13 protein-coding genes are annotated in these 18,589 nt (G+C 36.7%); 10 read left to right on the top strand and 3 right to left on the bottom strand.

Annotated features, from left to right (window positions below; genetic code table 11):
* Nucleotides 1-92 precede the first annotated feature (92 nt).
* Nucleotides 93-2,255, bottom strand: coding sequence for an LTA synthase family protein (locus EKM66_RS11895; protein WP_125764859.1), 2,163 nt, complete (start codon nt 2,253-2,255; stop codon nt 93-95).
* 169 nt (nt 2,256-2,424) lie between these two features.
* Here EKM66_RS11895 and EKM66_RS11890 point away from each other — a divergent pair, with 169 nt between their 5' ends.
* Both EKM66_RS11890 and EKM66_RS12875 read left to right on the top strand, forming a co-directional pair.
* Nucleotides 2,425-3,750: an ABC transporter transmembrane domain-containing protein gene (locus EKM66_RS11890; protein ID WP_125764857.1), complete on the top strand. Its 1,326-nt coding sequence runs from the start codon at nt 2,425-2,427 to the stop codon at nt 3,748-3,750.
* The gene (locus tag EKM66_RS12875) at nt 3,747-4,130 is read left to right on the top strand and encodes an ATP-binding cassette domain-containing protein (RefSeq protein WP_164505141.1); all 384 of its coding nucleotides are present in this window, start codon (nt 3,747-3,749) and stop codon (nt 4,128-4,130) included. The genes EKM66_RS11890 and EKM66_RS12875 overlap by 4 nt, the downstream gene beginning before the upstream one ends.
* A 439-nt stretch (nt 4,131-4,569) precedes the next feature.
* Here EKM66_RS12875 and EKM66_RS11880 read toward each other — a convergent pair whose 3' ends face one another.
* On the bottom strand, nt 4,570-6,717 hold the full coding sequence (locus EKM66_RS11880; protein WP_125764853.1) for an LTA synthase family protein: 2,148 nt from the start codon (nt 6,715-6,717) through the stop codon (nt 4,570-4,572).
* A gap of 102 nt (nt 6,718-6,819) precedes the next feature.
* On the opposite strand from EKM66_RS11880, the gene EKM66_RS11875 reads away from it, so the two are divergent.
* From EKM66_RS11875 to EKM66_RS11850, 6 genes are all read left to right on the top strand, one after another.
* Entirely contained in the window at nt 6,820-7,449 is a 630-nt protein-coding gene (locus EKM66_RS11875; RefSeq protein WP_225426607.1) for a VanZ family protein, read from the top strand.
* Between the two features lie 51 nt (nt 7,450-7,500).
* The gene (locus tag EKM66_RS11870; protein ID WP_125764851.1) at nt 7,501-8,841 is read left to right on the top strand and encodes a glucose-6-phosphate isomerase; all 1,341 of its coding nucleotides are present in this window, start codon (nt 7,501-7,503) and stop codon (nt 8,839-8,841) included.
* A gap of 288 nt (nt 8,842-9,129) precedes the next feature.
* A complete protein-coding gene (locus EKM66_RS11865) occupies nt 9,130-9,744 on the top strand; it encodes a L,D-transpeptidase (protein WP_125764849.1) in 615 nt (204 codons plus the stop codon).
* A gap of 456 nt (nt 9,745-10,200) precedes the next feature.
* Nucleotides 10,201-11,271, top strand: a complete 1,071-nt coding sequence (rsgA, locus tag EKM66_RS11860; protein WP_125764847.1) for a ribosome small subunit-dependent GTPase A — start codon at nt 10,201-10,203, stop codon at nt 11,269-11,271.
* A 430-nt stretch (nt 11,272-11,701) separates the two neighbouring features.
* Nucleotides 11,702-13,111, top strand: coding sequence for an Nramp family divalent metal transporter (locus tag EKM66_RS11855; RefSeq protein ID WP_125764845.1), 1,410 nt, complete (start codon nt 11,702-11,704; stop codon nt 13,109-13,111).
* Nucleotides 13,112-13,123: 12 nt separating this feature from the next.
* Nucleotides 13,124-13,732 (top strand): TetR/AcrR family transcriptional regulator, encoded by a 609-nt coding sequence (locus EKM66_RS11850; protein WP_125764843.1) that lies wholly within the window; start codon nt 13,124-13,126, stop codon nt 13,730-13,732.
* Nucleotides 13,733-13,851: 119 nt separating this feature from the next.
* Here EKM66_RS11850 and EKM66_RS11845 read toward each other — a convergent pair whose 3' ends face one another.
* On the bottom strand, nt 13,852-15,561 hold the full coding sequence (locus EKM66_RS11845; protein ID WP_125764841.1) for a DUF6792 domain-containing protein: 1,710 nt from the start codon (nt 15,559-15,561) through the stop codon (nt 13,852-13,854).
* Between the two features lie 144 nt (nt 15,562-15,705).
* Between EKM66_RS11845 and EKM66_RS11840 the strand changes: the two genes are divergently transcribed.
* Entirely contained in the window at nt 15,706-15,927 is a 222-nt protein-coding gene (locus tag EKM66_RS11840; protein WP_125764839.1) for a transcriptional regulator, read from the top strand.
* A 151-nt stretch (nt 15,928-16,078) separates the two neighbouring features.
* Complete coding sequence (locus EKM66_RS11835) at nt 16,079-18,178, top strand: AAA family ATPase (protein WP_125764837.1); 2,100 nt, start codon at nt 16,079-16,081, stop codon at nt 18,176-18,178.
* The last annotated feature ends 411 nt before the right edge of the window (nt 18,179-18,589 follow it).

Genomic DNA, 18,589 nt, shown 5'->3' with positions numbered 1-18,589 from the left:
TTTTGCGCTGTATTTAACCATATAAAAAGTACTCCATAACTGTTAGATTTTTTGTCTAACAATTATGAAGCACTTTATTTCCCTGTCTTATTTTAATTATTAGCATCGTCTTTCAAAACATATGACCAATCATCAATCGGTGTTCTATCACCATTGAATTCTGGTGCATCAGTGTTGTATAGGTTAGTGGTTGATTTGTTATCATTTTTAGAATATAGACTAGTTGATTTATTTCCAAGCGATTGTCGAGTCTTGATCAATCGTTGAATTTGATTCAAATAATTGTAATTAGGATCATCCGGATTAACTGGCGTGAATCCATTTGGTGTGTAGAATCTCAGTAGATTCTTGGAATTAACGGCATCTGAAATCTTTAATTTCTCATTTACCTTAGTTTGCCAATTATCTACTTTGGTAGCTAAGTCTGGATTGTCGTGAAGATCAATTGGATAGCCACTTTCGTTGCTGTAGACCTTTTGTCCCTTGCTATTGTTGATAATCGTATAGTTTGGTGTAATAAAGTTTTTATTTCGGAATGGCACGATACTGCTGTGTTTCTTGGATAGGAGGTCAGTACCAACTTGAATATAATTCTTAGTATCGACACCTGCTAAGTGAAGAATAGTAGGTAGGACGTCAATTTCACCACCGTAAGTGTGATTCACTTTGCCTTTTAATCCGTTCATGTGAATCATGAATGGAACCTTTTGCAAAGTGGCATTGTTGTAGGGAGTGATGTTGTCTGGATCTAAACCAATCAATGGTGCCAGTGCTTGATTTCTCTCATTAGATATTCCGAAATGATCACCATAAAGAACAACCATTGAGTTGTCTTCTAAGCCAGAATCCTTTAAGTATTGGAAGAATTCTCTTAATGCATTGTCCAAATAATGTGCAGTCACAAAATAATTACTTACCGAATTATCAGTGGTGTCTGGTGCTTGAAACCCATCGTTGTCTTCGTCTGGAATTGAGAATGGAAAATGATTGGTGACAGTTAAGAACTTTACATAAAATGGTTGTTGTAATTGTTCTAAATATTTTGCACTTTCAGACAGCATTAATTTATCTTTAGTACCAAGTTCCATATTTGCATTTTCAAGACTGTTATCAAAATATTCTTGGCTGAAGAAATAGTTATATCCCATGTTTTGATAGACGTCATTACGTGACCAGAAACTAGCCGTGTTACCGTGAAATACAGCACTAGTGTATCCTTTTTTCTGTCTCAGAATTGCCGGAGCAGCTTGTAGTGTGTTTGTTGGTGCTGAGGAAGTGAAGAAGCTTCCACTACCAGTTCCAAACAGTCCCGTTTCCAGCATAGTTTCCGCATCGCTAGTTTTACCAAGACCAACTTCATGATAGAAGTTATCAAACGCCATAGTATTTTTGTCATTATATAAACTATTTAAAAATGGAGTAACTTCCTGATCGTTAACTTTCATACCGATCAAGAATTGTTGGAAACTCTCCAAATGGATAATAATAATATTCTTGCCATTGGCTTTTCCAAAGTATTTAGGATTAGGTGCAGCATAATTCTGGTGTGTGTAATTTAAGACATCGTCCATGTCAGTACCGACCGCCGTCGAACGTGCCTGGTCTGTCATGGCTGATTTGATTGAATCGTAACCAAGAAAAGTATTGAATCCAAGATATTTAACGACATAAGCGTGGTCAAAAGCACGAGATAATAATTGTGGACGATTACTTTCGGCAATCATCAAGTTGAATGAGAAAATCAAGATTCCAACGGCAGTTGTTGCGATAGCATTCAATTTTCTAACAGGTTTATTGTCGAATTTAATGAATTTAACAGCAAATAATACTATCAGGATAATAATATCTATCCAATAAATAACATCATGAATCTGCATCAGATTAAAGCTACTACCACCTAGACCTTTGGCAACCTTGGTTACACCAAGAATTACAGAAGAAGTGATAAAGTCAGTGAACTCTCGATAATAGAGAATATTGGCGTACAAAAAAATTGAATCAATCAAATAAACCAATCCCATGACGATGTAAGAGAGCTTTGTCCGCTTGATATATAGGGCAATACTCAACAATATCAATGTTGTGGCGATTGGATTAATTATCATGATCAAGTGTTGGAGAATGTCACTGAGTCCTAATGAGAAGTCTAAATAGTAGGCGATAACAGTTTTTAGCCAAATAAGGAACGTCAAAAAACAGACGAAGCCGATACGTCTGTTGACTAATTCCTTAAATTTTAGTTTTATATTATCCATAAAGTTCCCTTGAGTTATGTCATACGTACTAATTTCATTATACCAGTTATATCAGTAGTCCCGAAAAGTGTTGTTGACAAATAGGGTATGCGGGAGGATTATTAATATGTTCTAATTTTATTAGTTTTTTTTTAAGTTTCTATAAAAATGTTATGGAAAGGGGGATTTTATGCTATTAAAAAAGTATTTTAGATTGGCTGGGGTGCTAACGGTAGTTTTGCTCTTTTTGCTTCCGATTGCCTCCGCTATTGAAATATCTGTTTCCTATCTTTTGCAAGTAATCACAGACACCGCCAGTGGCCATATCAACATGGCTTATGGTGTATTAGTAGCTGTGGTGGTTGGATACATATTCACCGACGCTTTGGTTTTCTTTGGTTCGTCATTCTTAGAACAAGTAGTTTTGAACAAAATAGTCAGTAAGATTAGATTGAATATGATCCAGTCACTCTTATACGAGAAAACGGGATTGGGATACAACACTCAAAATGTCTCGACGGAATACTACAATGACTTTACTAATACGCTAGACGTATTGCATAGCGATTATTTACAGGGAAGTATCAATGCATACAAGCAACTGTGTCAGTTTGTGATTGCTATGATTCTTTCGGTTATGATTCAACCGGTTTTTAGTCTCATTATTGTTTTGTTATGTCTTCCTGCTTTGATTGTTCCAATATTGCAACGTAGAGTTTTAAAGGACAATAAAAATCAAGTATTACAAGCATCAGAAAGTTATACACATGGATTACAGAATATTATTAACGGTATTCGAACGATTCAGATATTTTCGATTCAGTCTTTAATGAAGATGGTATTCCAAAAGAAGAATGTCGATTTATTGCATTCACAGAACAAGGATCAATTAAAGAGAAAGCAAGTTGGCGGTATCAGTCAACTTTTAGATAATGTTTTGTATTTAGGAACGTGGGTAGTCGGAATATATTTTGTTATGAATAAGTCAGTGACATTAGGCCAACTAGTTGCGTTCTCACAGTTGATGATATTCATTGCGGAGCCAATTCAATCCGCTTCAGGGTTGTTAGGGGATATTGTTGGAGGTAAGCAGGCAGCAATAAAAATTGATCGTTTAACTACCAAGAATGGTGATGGCAAAGCCTCTTTGAAGTTAAATAGGTTTCAAGATTTACAATATGAGCAAGTATCATTTTCAGATGATGGCAGACAAGTTTTGAGAGATATTAACTTGAATTTGGAAGCTGATAAGCATTATGTGATCGTTGGTAAAAGTGGAAGTGGCAAGTCATCGTTGATCAATGTTCCTTTCAGTTCCAATACCGCAATTGATGGGGATGTACTTATCAACAGACGTCCTTTCAAGGAATATAAATCAATGTCACTTAATCAACATATTGGAATTTTAGAACAGCAAAGCTATGTTTTTGATGAAACCATCAAAAATAATTTGTCTTTGTTTGATGAAAATATTGATGATAGTAGTTTGATGAAAATATTGATGATAGTAGTTTGATAGAAATCCTGAACCGTGTTGGTTTGACCGAATATGCAACTAATGAAGGATTATCATCTATGGTCGATGATAAAGGCAACAGCTTATCTGGTGGAGAACGTAAACGATTAACATTAGGTAGAATGTTATTAAGAAATTATGATTTTGTATTCTTTGATGAGCCCTTAACAGGGCTGGACCCCAAGACCTCCCAAGATGTGATAGACATTTTGTTGTCAATGCATGAATTCGGGTGGGCTATGGTTACGCACCAGTATAATAAATCATTGTTCGATTCAGCGGATGAAATAATCGTTGTGTCTGAAGGTAGAATTAAGACGGTTGGACGGCTTGATGATGTTTATGTTCAAGGATGTTTACATGAACTGAAGTTAGCTTGATTGAATTCTGAATGAAGTAGCAATGAATATTAAATAAGCTGAAGGTTGAAAATAATGTGAATAATGATATATTTTAAAGAATTTATTATGGTGCAAATATACCAAACCTCTTATGATAATTGATTCGCGTTATTGATAAAATTGTAGTGTTGCCTTGCCTCTCCGCAACGGATTGGAGGTACCATGATGTTCGATCATGTTCTCGCTCCACTTGTGGTTTCAATTATCTCAATATGGTTTGCGGAATGGTTAAGAAGCAAACACCACAGGAAACACTAGGTAAATTTTAACTCACGAAAAAATACCCCTGACAGTTGGGCTGTCAGGGGTATTTGTGTACCATGCAAAAACGATCATGTTCTTTACGAATTCATTATAGCATGTTACTTACACATAATCTTATTTGAATAATTGTATGTATTATATGAATCAATTAATACTAAGGAGTTTGCATATCATCTTTAACAACACTCGACCAGCTGTCGATATAAGTTCTATCACCATTCAACTCTGGTGCATCTGTATTGTACATTGGTGTGGTTGATTTATTATTATTCTTTGAATAGACACTAGTTGATTTCAATCCAAGAGAATTACGTGTTTTGACTAACTTTTGAATTTCGTTTTGATAACTGTATTCACTAGGATCAACGGGTGTGAATCCAGTTGGCGTATAGAATCTCAATAAGTTCTTATTGTTGATGGTGTCAGAAATCTTTAGCCTTTGGTTGACTTCATCTTGCCATTTATCCACTGTCTTAGACAACTGTGCATTTTCGTTCAGATTGATCTGTTCGCCAGTGTGGTTGTCATAAACGGTGTGGCCGCCGTCCTCACCACGAATAACTGTGTAATTTGTAGTTACGAATTCCTTGTTTCGGAAGGCAACAATATCATTGTGTTTGCGTGATAACAAATCAGTACCAAGTTGGACGTAGTTTTTGGTATTAACGCCAGCAAGATGAAGAATAGTAGGCAGTGCATCTATTTCTCCACCATAAGTGTGATTTATTCCACCCTTGAGGCCTTTCATGTGAATCATAAATGGTACACGCTGCATTTGAACTTCGTTGAAGTCATTGTTATTTGGATCGTATCCCAGCATTGGTGCAACGACCTTGTCTTGTGTTGCATTCAATCCGTAATGATCTCCGTATAGAACAATCATTGAATTGTCGTAAATACCACTGTCCTTGAGATATTGGAAGAATTCCTTCAATGCTGAATCTAAGTAGTGTGCGGTAACAAAGTAATTGTCGACGACACTTGTTCCTGTATCTGGTTTGGTGAAATCAATTGATTGATCTTCATCACCCAAATCATAAGGAGTATGGTTTGTGACGGTAATGAACTTGGTGTAGAACGGTTGTTGCAGTTGTTCCAGATATTTAACACTTTCTGAAAGCATCAGCTTATCCTTCATACCATATCCGATACTGGAATCATCGTTTTGATTAAAGTAATGGGAATCGAAGAAATAGTCATATCCCATATTCTTGTAAACATTGTCACGATTCCAAAATGTACCGACATTGCCATGGAAGACGGCGCTGGTGTAATTTTGTTTCTGTTTGAGAATAGCAGGTGCGGCTTGGAAAGTATTATCGGTACCTAATTTAGAAAACAGCGAACCTTCTGGTAATCCGAATAGTGAAGTTTCCATCATGTTCTCAGCATCACTCGTTCGTCCGCTACCAACTTCATGGAAGAAATTATCAAACGACATTGTGTTCTTATCATTATACAGGCTGTTCAAGAATGGCGTTACTTCCTGGTCATTGACTTTCATACCAATCAGAAATTGTTGGAAACTTTCTAGATGGATGATAATAATATTCTTGCCCTTAGCTTTACCATAATACTTAGCATTTGGTGATGCGTAATCTTGGTTTACGTAATCTAGAATATTGTCCATATCGGTACCGACCGCAGTTGATCGTACTTGATTGTTCTGGGCAGATTTAAGAGCGTCATAACCTAGAAATGCATTGAATCCCAAATATTTAACAATATAACTATTATCAAACTGTCTACCTAACAATTGTGGACGATTAGTCTCAGCAATCATCAGATTAAATGAGAAGAGAAAAATTCCAAGTACAGAAACAGCAACAGCGGTTAACTTCCTGATCTTTATCTTGTCAATTTTTATAAAATGACTGGTAAATAAAATAACGAGTATTACGAAGTCCAAAAAATAAATAAAATCATGAGCTTGCATTAGACTTGCACTACTTCCACCTAATCCTTTGGTTACTTTTGAGGCTCCGGCGATAGTATTGAATGAAATGAAATCTGAGAACTCACGATAGTAGAGAATGTTTGCGTATAATAGAATATTTTCCACTAAGTAGATAACACCCATGACGATATATGAGATAATAGGCTTGTTGATGTATAACGCTATACTGAGTAGAATGACTGTTGTAGCAATGGGATTTATAATTAAAATTAAATGTTGTAACGGGTCGTTTAATCCCAGCGAAAATTCGGCGTAGTAAGCAATGACAGTTTTTAGCCATAGGAAGAAGACTAAAAGACACATAAAACCTATGCGCTTGTTTAAAAATAATTTAAGTTTATTCATGAAAAATCCCTTATTTGTAAAATTTCTATAATAAATTTATTTTCTTCTAAATAAATTGCTTAATTGTTAGTATAATACGTATTAAGTAAAAAGTGGGAAAGAATGAGAAAAATGATATTTTTGGGACCGTTATATAACTATGTATCGAACCAATATGCCACAAGAATAAATCATTTTCCGTTAATACGCTTGTCTTTTTATGGTGCTGATAAAGCTATATTGTACACGCTTTTCTTCATTATATTAAGATTTATTTGGATTAAGTGGAAACATAAGAAGACAAGCTTCGCCCATGAGCTTTGGGTAACGGTGTTTGCTTTCTACGTGTTCCTACTTTTTGCCTTAACAGTATTTCGGGATGGGTATTTCTTATGGCAATTCCAATTTTATTGGCATCGTTCACTATCGCAGATCAATACCGTACCATTTATACAAACATTAAAATTATTAAATGCCAGGTCTTTGGTTGATTTCTTTTATAATTTATATGGTAATATTATATGGTTCGTACCAATGGGATTCTTTATTCCAGCATTGGGCAAAAAAGACCGTAAATTTTTCAAAGTTGTATTAATGGGTGCTTTGATATCGATATCGATCGAAGGTTTGCAGTTTATTTTGAATACTGGTGTAAGCGATATTGATGATGTTATTTTGAACACCGTTGGAACCGCTATCGGATATTTGATTTATTTTGTCGGAAATTGGCTTAAAAATCGCATAAAGATTTGAAATTTTCATTGAAAATGATAATCTAGTTTTAGGATAAATGGAGGAGAGAAAATGACACATATTAAATTTGATGATTCAAAATTAAGCAAGTTTGTTCAAGATAACGAACTAGGCGAAATGCAAAACCTTGTAACTGCTGCTGATGACGAACTACGTAAGGGTACTGGCGCTGGCGCTGACTTCCGTGGTTTCATCGACCTTCCAGTTGATTATGACAAGGATGAATTCGCTCGCATTAAAAAAGCTGCTAAAAAGATTCAATCTGATTCAGAAGTATTTATCGGAATTGGTATTGGTGGATCTTACTTAGGTGCTCGTGCTGCTATCGATTTTCTAAGTTCATCATTCTATAACGTTAAAAACAACAAGGATGTTCCAGAAGTTTACTTTGCAGGTAACTCAATTTCTCCTAACTACCTTGCTGACTTACTAGAAGTTATCGGTGATCGCGACTTCAGTATCAACGTTATCTCAAAATCAGGTACTACTACAGAACCTTCAATTGCTTTCCGTATTTTGAAAGCTAAGTTGGTTGAAAAGTATGGTGAAGAAGGCGCAAAGGGCCGTATCTACGCTACTACTGACCGTGCTAAGGGTGCTCTAAAGACAGAATCAGATGCTGAAGGCTACGAAGAATTCGTTGTTCCTGATGACATCGGTGGACGTTTCTCAGTTCTTACAGCTGTTGGTTTATTGCCAATTGCCGTTGCCGGTATTGACATTGACAAGTTAATGGAAGGTGCTGCTAAAGCACGTGAGGACTTCTCAGACCCAGATATGACTAAGAATGACGCATACAAGTATGCTGCATTAAGAAATATCTTGTACCGTAAAGGTTACACAACAGAATTGCTTGAGAACTACGAGCCAAACCTACAATACTTCGGTGAATGGTGGAAGCAATTGATGGGTGAATCAGAAGGTAAAGACCAAAAAGGTATCTACCCATCATCAGCTAACTTCTCAACTGATCTTCACTCATTAGGTCAATATATCCAAGAAGGACGTCGTAACTTGATGGAAACAGTTGTTATCATCGACAAGCCTCGTTTCGAAATGGAAATTCCTAGTGAAAAAGACAATCTTGATGGTTTGGGCTATCTTGAAGGCAAATCAATGGACTACGTAAACAAACGTGCTTACGAAGGTGTTGTACTTGCTCATACTGACGGTGGCGTTCCTGTAATGAGCGTTCACATTCCAGAACAAGACTCATTCTCATTAGGTTACTTGATCTACTTCTTCGAAATTGCTGTTGGTATTTCAGGTTACTTGAATGGAATCAACCCATTCAACCAACCAGGTGTTGAAGCATACAAGAAGAACATGTTCGCATTGCTTGGCAAACCAGGATTCGAAGAACTTGGCAAGGAATTGAACGAAAGACTATAGAAATTAGAGAGTGGAGAAAGCCGGGAGATTCTGAGCACTGCCTAGAATAACGAAGGTGCCGCATAGCGGTGCATTTGTTGTTTGTAGCAGGCGCAGGAATCTGGATTTCGTAACTCGTTTCAGCTTAGAAATTAAAACAAAGATGACAACCAAATCGGTTGCCATCTTTTTTACTTTATAGAAGTATTATTTGAATAATATTAGTTTTGTTATGCGTTATTTATTAAATCCAAAGGGATGTTGTGCCACGTGCCGAAATATATTATTATTGAAACCACGGGGGACGTTATGACAAAAAAGAAAACGATAATTTCTGTGATCATTGCTTTGGTAGTTTTGGTTGCAGTTGGATTTAGTATTTCTTCGATTAATGCAAAAAAAGCAGAATCAGCTGCCTTAGAGCAAAAAATTGAAAAACAAAAGGCTGCAAAGGCTAAGAAAAAGGAACTTGCAGCAAAGAAAGAAAAGCTTAATGAATGGAAACATCCATCTGAGAAAAAGGCTTATCCTGATTTGATGAAGCACAAAGATGCTTATATCAAGGTATCTATTGATAAACAAAGAGTGTACATAAAAGACGGCAGTAAGAATTTGTACACAATGAAAGCAGCAACTGGTGAGAAGGGTTCACCAACTCCTAAGGGGACATTCCACATTCAAAATCGTGGAGATCACTTCTATAATGCCGAATCTGATGAGGGAGCCAATTATTGGACTTCATTCAAAGATTGGGGAGTTTATCTATTCCACTCTGTTCCGACGGATAAGGACGGTAAGTATGTTGAGAGTGAAGCACACAAGCTTGGAACACGATCAAGTCACGGATGTGTGAGATTGACGATTCCAGATGCCAAATGGATCAATACCAAAGTTCCTGATGGTATGAAAGTTGTTGTTGAATAAAAGATTTTAGTCTCCGACGGTTAACTTCATAAATTAACGAAGTGCGAGAGGAAATTAATTATGACTGATAGAAGAATTGATCTAACTATTATGTATCGCAATGGATATTGAATAGAAAACTATTAAAAAATAAGTAAAATTATAGCAGTCCAACTCCTGATTCTTAGGGATTGAACCGCTTTTTATTTGTTTCAAATTGACAATTAATATAATGTCGTGATATTGTTTCTTTAATAAATATGAGAGGTACGCATATGTCGGATATTCAATAAGGTAGTTTTAAGTGAACACAAAATTTTAGCAGACTTAGTGCTGCTTTGTTTAGTGTACCCACCTTATGAATGACTGAAGAAGCGTAGTTTTCATTACTTCATGTTATTTTGGCGCAGTGGGTAACTGTGCTTTTTTTGTTCTCGCGAGTTGTGGGTATACAAAACTCGAAGGGAAAAATTAAAATTGAATAGTATTTTAAAAAAATATGGGCTTACAAATCAAATTAAAATTGAATCTGAAGAATATAATAATTTAGAAGTTGCTCGTGTAATCGAGCAGCAACGTAATATGTACAAGGTTATAAGTGAACAAGGTGAATTACAGGCACAGATTTCTGGCAAACTTGAGTATCAATCTGATTCTCAAAATGGTTTTCCAGCAGTTGGGGACTGGGTTATGATTTCACTTATGGATGATAAGCAAGCAATAATCCATAATATTCTGGATCGTAAAAGTATCATGAAGCGAAGTGTTTCTGGTTCTCAGAAGTCGGGACAAGTGATTGCCACAAATATTGATTATGTTTTTGTCTGTATGTCATTGAATGATAACTTTAATGTTCGAAGGGTAGAACGATACTTAACAGTTGCTTGGGATAGTGGTGCTACACCGGTGATTGTTCTAACAAAGGCCGATTTGTGCCAGGATCTGCAAGAGAAATTACTAGAATTAGAAGATGTAAGTGTTGGAATTGATATCGCTGTTTGTTCAGCGGCGGATAACGAAGGATTTGATGATTTACAAAAATATGTAGTTCAAGATAAAACCGTCGTATTTGTCGGTTCATCTGGAGTTGGAAAGTCTACTTTGATCAATCATTTGATTGGTGAAGAAGTATTGACCACTAAGGAAATTAGAAATGGCGATGATAAGGGAAGACATACAACGACACATCGTCAAATGCTGACAGTGCCAAACGGTGGAGTGGTAATTGATACCCCAGGAATGCGCGAATTAAAGATTTATACAGGCAATTTATCCAAAACATTTGATGATATCGAAAAATTGGCATCGCAGTGTAAGTTCAGAAATTGTACACACACCAATGAACCAGGATGCGCAATCAAGGATGCTATCGAACTTGGTGATTTGGATGCTGAAAGATTCGCTAGCTACCAGAAACTTCAGCGTGAAATGTCATACAATGGATTAAATTCAAAACAACTTGAGAATGAAAAGATTAATCGAATGTTTGGCAGCAAAAAGGAAATGAAGAATCATATTAAGAAGTATCGAAAAATGAACAAGAGATAATAATTAGAGCAGTTTGATTTCTGAATTTTAGAAATCAGGCTGTTTTTTAGGTTTTAGGTCTGTCTCCAGGTCCGAAAATGTTTGCCTGCTATGCAGGACGGATTGAGACCATGACTCGGGGCGGTCCGCACAACAGATGATTATTTTGAGTTCTGGAGACGAAAATGATGCAGACCCATAAATAAATATTTAAACATTCAAAAAAATATTGTTAGTTTTTCTAAAAAAACAATGTTTTTTTCTGTAAATCATGATATTATATCAATGGTCAATTGAGCGCACGCTCAAATTATTCAATATTCATGTAATTATAAGTGCTGTATGACTTAATCGTGTGCTCAATAACTGTGAAAAAGACGGAGATAACATCATAAGTTATAAATGATAATCTATCGCCGAATTTCTAAATCAATAGAAAAGAGGTACTACTATGAAAGATAGTGGTGAAGTAGAAGCAAACGATACAACCGAAGAAACTGAAACAACTGCCAAGCATGGTAAGTTTGTAAGTTCAAGTACCGCAGATAACAAGAGCTTGGATGAGATCAACGGTAGTATCGAAGTACCAGAAGGTGCCGGATTCTGGAAGACATTGATGACGTATACAGGTCCTGGTATTTTGATCGCCGTAGGTTATATGGATCCTGGTAACTGGATCACATCAATTGCTGGTGGTGCTCAATACAAGTACACACTCTTGGCAGTTGTACTTATTTCAAGTTTGATTGCTATGTTATTACAATCAATGGCTGCCAAACTTGGTATTGTTACAGGTAAGGATCTTGCGCAATTAACACGTGAGAAGACTTCCAAAACAGGAGGATTCTTCCTCTGGATAGTCGCTGAATTAGCCATTATGGCGACTGATATTGCCGAGATCATTGGTTCCGGTATTGCTATCAAGCTGTTGTTCAACATTCCATTGATTGTTGGTATTTTGATTACAGCTGCCGATGTTTTGATCCTGCTTCTATTGATGAAGTTAGGATTCCGTAAGATCGAAGCTATTGTTGCGACATTAGTTTCAGTTATTTTACTAGTATTCTTGTACGAAGTATTCTTGGCAAAACCAAGTATAACAGGGATTATCAATGGATATTTCCCACAAAGCAGTATTATTACTAACAACGGTATGTTGTATCTATCACTTGGTATCGTTGGTGCCACAGTTATGCCTCATGATTTGTACTTAGGTTCATCAATTTCTCAAACAAGAAAAGTTAATCGTGAAGATAAGAAGGATATAGCTAAGGCTATTAAGTTCTCAACAATTGATTCAAATATTCAATTGTTCTTAGCTTTCATCGTTAATAGTTTGTTATTGATTCTAGGTGCCGCCTTGTTCTATGGAACAAATAGTGAACTTGGCCGTTTCGTTGACTTATTCAACGCCTTAAGCAACAAGCAAGTAGTTGGTGCAATTGCCAGTCCTATTCTAAGTATGTTGTTTGCTGTTGCCTTGTTATCATCAGGTCAGAGTTCCACAATTACCGGTACACTTTCTGGACAGATCATCATGGAAGGTTTCATCAGATTAAAGATGCCACTGTGGGCACAACGTTTGATTACTAGACTTTTGTCAGTTACACCTGTTTTGATCTTTGCGGTTATCTATCACGATAATGAAGCTAAGATTGAGAACCTGCTGACATTCTCACAAGTGTTCCTTAGTGTTGCCTTGCCATTTGCCATCATCCCATTGGTTCTATTTACTAGTGATGAGAAGATAATGGGACAATTCAAGAATAAGAAGTGGGTCAAGTACTGTGCTTGGTTTGCAACAATTGTCCTAATCATTTTGAACATTTACTTAATCGTTCAAACAATTGCAGAAGCCTAGAGAGGTGGACTGATGGAAAAAAGTGAACTTCAAAAAGAAAAGATATTAAAGGTCGCACAAGGTATGTTTTCGGAACAAGGTTTCGAAGCTACTACGACTCGAGAGATCAGTCGAGAAGTTGGAATTTCCGATGGTTCATTGTACTATTACTTCCCAAAAGGGAAACGTGAAATTTTGGATACGATCGTCCGCGAAGGACTCGAAAGTAGAACAGTAGTAATTGACGACTGGTTTTCAGAAGTTAATTCTGTTGCTGATTTTGAAAAGCAGATTATTAGCCTATACGAAAGAATTTGCTTGATATTTGATGATGAAGATAGTTACCGCTCGTTTATGATAACTATTCGTGAGCGTCCGTTATTGTCTGATAGTCAGTCAGATTGGTTATTAGAAGTTTTGAGTAATATTCGTATCAAATTGGCCCAAGAACTGGAGACAGTCATCGACCAATTGAATATTGAGATGAGTGATTTTGGAAATATAACAGGTATTATAATTTCATTGATACAAAAATCTCTGTATGATGAATTGATTATAAAGAATAATAAAATCATTAGTAATAAAGTTAAACAAGAAACTGAGTCAGAGATGCGTCTACTGATGAAGCTGATTGCAAAATAGAGAGTGTGACAGAATATGGTCAGCTTTCGAGAATTAAAACAAACAAGACTAGTAATCCAAAATTGGATTGCTAGTCTTGTTTGTTTTAAGCGGAAAAAACTGTGTTTTGCCACAGCTCTTTAGTTTATCTTATTAGGTTTGCGGCTCAAAAAGTACTTAACACCATGAATGACGTGGAAATAAACTGACAATTCCAACATATCCATATTAAGGCTCTTCAAAAATGGCCATTCCCGTCGTGATGAACGCCACATGGTTGGTGTATCCTGAGTGAGATCTTCAGTGATTTCTTGTGGCTGATCTAAGAATATTCCTGATTCGTACAAGTAATTGGAGTAATCATAGAAGAATTCAGCTGTTTCGGGTTTGTCAATGTCTTCACGTAGGATCTTGACTCTAGCACGCATGAAACTCAATGTATTACGCATCAATTGGGGTCCGGTTGCTGAATCTTGCAGGAAGGCAAATAGTTGTTCAAAGAAATGTTGGTAGGAATGAATTTCACCGTTAGTTAGATAGTCAGCCAGGTGATTTTGAAATGGATATTTCCAATTGCTCAAATTGTATTCTAGTTTGTGTCCCAACCAGATGGTATAGGGAATTTCGTAGAACACTTGTGTCAGATCCTGTTCAAAACTTTCATTGACAATTTCTGGATATTCACGTGGCAATAGCTGATTGATCTCCTTGATTGGTATGTATGCGCCAGTCTTATCAGATGTCAGATCGAATAGCTTGTTCCAAGTCGTGTCGTCAAATAATTCTGGGTCGATCAGCTGAACTTGCTTCAAATTAATTGGGGCAGAATTAAGCGTATAACCAGCTTGGAAGCAATCGTTGGTAAGTTGCAATGTCTGAACGAAATGTCCTCCTAAGGAGTGACCTAGGCCATACAGTGCACATTTATCCTGAATATTACTCTGTAAATAATTGATAAAATCTCTAGCAACCAACATCTGACGATTTTCAGTATCGTTACCGACTAGAATGGCATTGACGTTGTAGTTCCAATCTTTGAAACCCTCCAATAGGAACTTCTCCAAACGTTTACTTCGAGAACTCTGCGTGTAATCCATATCAGCCTCAGTACCTTTGAAGGTAACGTAGCACTCGCGAACGCCATCTATTTCGACCTCATAAGCAATACCGGAGAATCCACAAGCATCTGCTTCTGGTATCAGTTCTTTAGCATCATATGAGCGAATGTAAGTAGGATGACGTTGAATCTTTTGAAAAATTAAATATTCAAGAAAACTTTCGGGCGTGAAATCTTCGAACAAATATCTATCATAGTCAAACTGCATAATTTTGGTTCTAAAATCAATGTCATGTAGTAGTTCCTGTGGTTTATATTTTTCAGAACGCTCCTCAAAGATGTGCATTTTATTCTGATAGATCAGCACATTCATTTGAGATAAATAACCTTGGCAAAGGCCGATATCCTCATCCTGAATCATTGCAATCAATTGTTTTAACTTATTGATTTTACGATTTCTATTGGGGATGTTTAAAGTATCTTTGTCATGTGATTCATCAATATTCTTTAATTTCAATGCTTTGTCGATCAATTCTGGATGAAGCATTTTTTTCTGTTTAAAAAGTGGATCTTTTAAGTTAACAGTTTGCGAAAGAATAGAATTCGTAAGTCGCGATTTTTCTTTGTTTAAATAAGAATAGCTAAAGTATAGCCGCTTGTTTTGACGCAGTAATTCCTTGGAATTCTCTTTGTCAAAGGTCAGTGGCAAGGCCTTATGAGCTCGAAAGTTCAACAGGTCAAATTGTTCGTATATCTTGTTCAATCTGTCTAATGATTTGAGTAATTCTTTCATAAAATCACCTCGTGATATCTTACATTAAGTGTAACAAAATAATGTTGTGAAAGTATAATTATTCCATTTTATGTCACATCTGTGATGCTTCACATTTGTAATATATCACAGATGTGCTATACTGTAGTTGTGGAGGATAGAGATATGGAAATAGATATAAAATCCTATTTAGAGGATAAGAATTTGACGATCTACTTCATAGCGAAGAAGAGTGGGTATGGATATACCACGCTGCATAAGTCTTTTAATAAAGACCAAACTTCGGCGACTCCGCTTAATCTGCGCGATATTGAAGCATTAGCCAAAGCACAAGATATGGAAATGTGGAGAGTGTTGCGCGATTTGGAGTTGCACTATCTGAAATAGAGAGTTACAGGAACCGGGAAATTTTGAGCACTGCCTAAAATAACGAAGATATTGCGAAGCAATACATTTGTTATTTGTAACAGGCGCAGGAATTTGGTTTCTGCAACTCGTTTACAACAGAATATTTAATTCGTTTAGGAGGTAATTGTTTATGGCAAAATCATTTTGGGATGACGATTTATTTTCAAATAACGATATGGACGATATTTTTAACAGATTAATGGGTGAAAATAATAATGGCAATGGTACAAAGTATTATGTGAACGGCCACGAATTAACACCTGAAGAATTAGCTAGATATCAAGAGATGCGTACTGCTGGCAAACAGATACCTGTGAACGATGCAAAACAGCAAGCAAGTACTGGTAAGACTGGCAAAATGCTTGATAAACTAGGTCATAATTTAACACAAGAGGCTCGTGATGGTTTACTTGATCCCGTCATTGGGCGTGATAAAGAAATTCAAGAGACAGCTGAAGTATTGAGCCGTCGTACTAAGAATAACCCAATTCTAGTAGGTGATGCCGGTGTTGGTAAGACTGCGGTTGTTGAAGGATTGGCACAAGCAATCGTCAAAGGTGATGTTCCTGCGGCTATCAAAGATAAGCAGATTATTTCTGTTGATGTATCTTCACTTGAAGCCGGAACACAGTATCGTGGTTCATTTGAGGAGAACATTCAAAATTTGCTGAAGGAAGTCAAAGAAGCAGGTAATGTGGTCTTGTTCTTCGATGAAATTCACCAAATTATTGGTACTGGTGCTGCTGGTGGCGATGCTGGTAGTAAGGGATTATCAGATATCATCAAGCCAGCATTGAGCCGTGGTGAGATATCTATTATCGGTGCTACAACACAAGATGAGTATCGTAATACCATCATGAAAGATGCTGCTTTAGCAAGAAGATTCAATGATGTAACGATCAATGAACCAAGTAAAGATGCTACTGTAGCTATATTGAAAGGATTACGCAAAGCCTATGAAGATCATCACAATGTTAAATTACCTGATGAAGTTTTGAAGGCCGCTGTGGATTATTCTGTTCAATATATTCCACAAAGATCACTTCCTGATAAGGCAATTGACTTGATCGATATGACCGCTGCCCACTTGGCTGCTAAGAATCCTGTCACTGACAAAGTAAGTTTGGAGAAATCCTTAAAAGAAGCTGAAGCTCAAAAGGACGAAGCTGCTCACAAAGAAGACTTCGAAAAAGCCGCAGATTTGAAGAAGAAAATTGAAGATTTGCAAACCAAATTAAAAGATGACAAAGGCAGTGCAGCCGAACCAATCGCAACTGTTAATGATATTGCTGAATCAGTTCAGAGGTTGACAGGTGTTCCAGTTTCACAGATGGGCGCTAGTGATATCGAAAGATTGAAGGATATGGGCAAACGTCTCAAAGGACATGTAATTGGCCAAGATGAAGCTGTTGATATGGTTGTTCGTGCTATCCGTCGTAACCGTGCTGGATTCGATGAAGGTAACCGTCCAATTGGTAGTTTCCTATTTGTTGGTCCAACTGGTGTTGGTAAGACGGAATTAGTAAAGCAACTAGCAAGTGACATGTTTGGTAGTAAAGATGCCATTGTTCGTTTGGATATGAGTGAATATTCAGACTTAACCGCTGTATCTAAGTTGATCGGTACATCTGCTGGTTATGTTGGATATGAAGATAATGGTAATACATTGACTGAACGTGTAAGACGTAATCCATACTCAATCGTCTTATTAGATGAAATCGAAAAGGCTAACCCACAGGTTTTGACATTGTTGTTACAAGTCATGGATGACGGTCGTTTGACTGATGGACAAGGTAATGTTGTGGACTTCAAGAATACAATCATTATTGCTACATCAAATGCCGGATTCGGTGACAAGTCTACAAAAGATGAAAAACTTATGGACAAGTTAGCACCATACTTCCGTCCAGAATTCTTGAATAGATTCAACGGAATTGTCGAGTTTACCCATCTATCAAAAGATGATTTGAATCAAATCGTCAACTTATTGTTAGATGATGTAAATAAGAACTTGGCTAAGAAGAGTATTACCCTTGAAGTAACTCCTGAGGCTAAGGAATGGTTGATTGATGAAGGATACGATGAGGCAATGGGAGCAAGACCATTACGTCGTGTTATTGAACAACAAATCAGAGATAAGGTTGCTGAATTCTACTTGGACAACTTGGACGTTAAGAATCTTAAAGCTGACTTGGTAGATGGAACAATTAAAATCACTGAGAATAAATAGAAAAAACTCGCACATCAAACAATGTGCGAGTTTTTTTGCTTTTGTGCTCTGTTGACGGTTGAAAAGTGATGTAACCTATTATTCGTGTGTATCTATTTTAAATTCTGTGCATGAATGATAAGTAATATAGCTATTTTTTGCATTACTAATTAACAAACTATGGTAAATTGCGTTTTTTTACTAAATGTACATAAGCTGGAGGTCGGAAAATATTTTAACTGCTGTGAAGGTGGTGTTGAACGGTGAATTTCCGTTCTTACAGCAAAGGACGAACTTGGAGATTTGCAAAGCAAAGCTTCAAGGAGAGATACGAGACCTTGGCTCGTAACGGTCCCAGTGCGCCCGGCATGGGCGCTAACTTGGTGGTGAAAGTCCACTGTGAGCCGTAGTAGTCGGAATCACTAGCTAAGG

It is taken from the genome of Companilactobacillus hulinensis (genome assembly GCF_003946555.1).
Lineage (GTDB): Bacteria > Bacillota > Bacilli > Lactobacillales > Lactobacillaceae > Companilactobacillus > Companilactobacillus hulinensis.
This window is presented reverse-complemented; position numbering and strand designations above follow the sequence as displayed.

What these genes read in the sequence shown, in the direction of transcription:
- EKM66_RS11895 (WP_125764859.1), bottom strand. Translation starts at nt 2,255, where the DNA reads ATGGATAATATAAAACTAAAATTTAAGGAATTAGTCAACAGACGTATC.
- EKM66_RS11890 (WP_125764857.1), top strand. Translation starts at nt 2,425, where the DNA reads ATGCTATTAAAAAAGTATTTTAGATTGGCTGGGGTGCTAACGGTAGTT.
- EKM66_RS11880 (WP_125764853.1), bottom strand. Translation starts at nt 6,717, where the DNA reads ATGAATAAACTTAAATTATTTTTAAACAAGCGCATAGGTTTTATGTGT.
- EKM66_RS11875 (WP_225426607.1), top strand. Translation starts at nt 6,820, where the DNA reads ATGAGAAAAATGATATTTTTGGGACCGTTATATAACTATGTATCGAAC.
- EKM66_RS11870 (WP_125764851.1), top strand. Translation starts at nt 7,501, where the DNA reads ATGACACATATTAAATTTGATGATTCAAAATTAAGCAAGTTTGTTCAA.
- EKM66_RS11865 (WP_125764849.1), top strand. Translation starts at nt 9,130, where the DNA reads ATGACAAAAAAGAAAACGATAATTTCTGTGATCATTGCTTTGGTAGTT.
- EKM66_RS11855 (WP_125764845.1), top strand. Translation starts at nt 11,702, where the DNA reads ATGAAAGATAGTGGTGAAGTAGAAGCAAACGATACAACCGAAGAAACT.
- EKM66_RS11850 (WP_125764843.1), top strand. Translation starts at nt 13,124, where the DNA reads ATGGAAAAAAGTGAACTTCAAAAAGAAAAGATATTAAAGGTCGCACAA.
- EKM66_RS11845 (WP_125764841.1), bottom strand. Translation starts at nt 15,561, where the DNA reads ATGAAAGAATTACTCAAATCATTAGACAGATTGAACAAGATATACGAA.
- EKM66_RS11840 (WP_125764839.1), top strand. Translation starts at nt 15,706, where the DNA reads ATGGAAATAGATATAAAATCCTATTTAGAGGATAAGAATTTGACGATC.
- EKM66_RS11835 (WP_125764837.1), top strand. Translation starts at nt 16,079, where the DNA reads ATGGCAAAATCATTTTGGGATGACGATTTATTTTCAAATAACGATATG.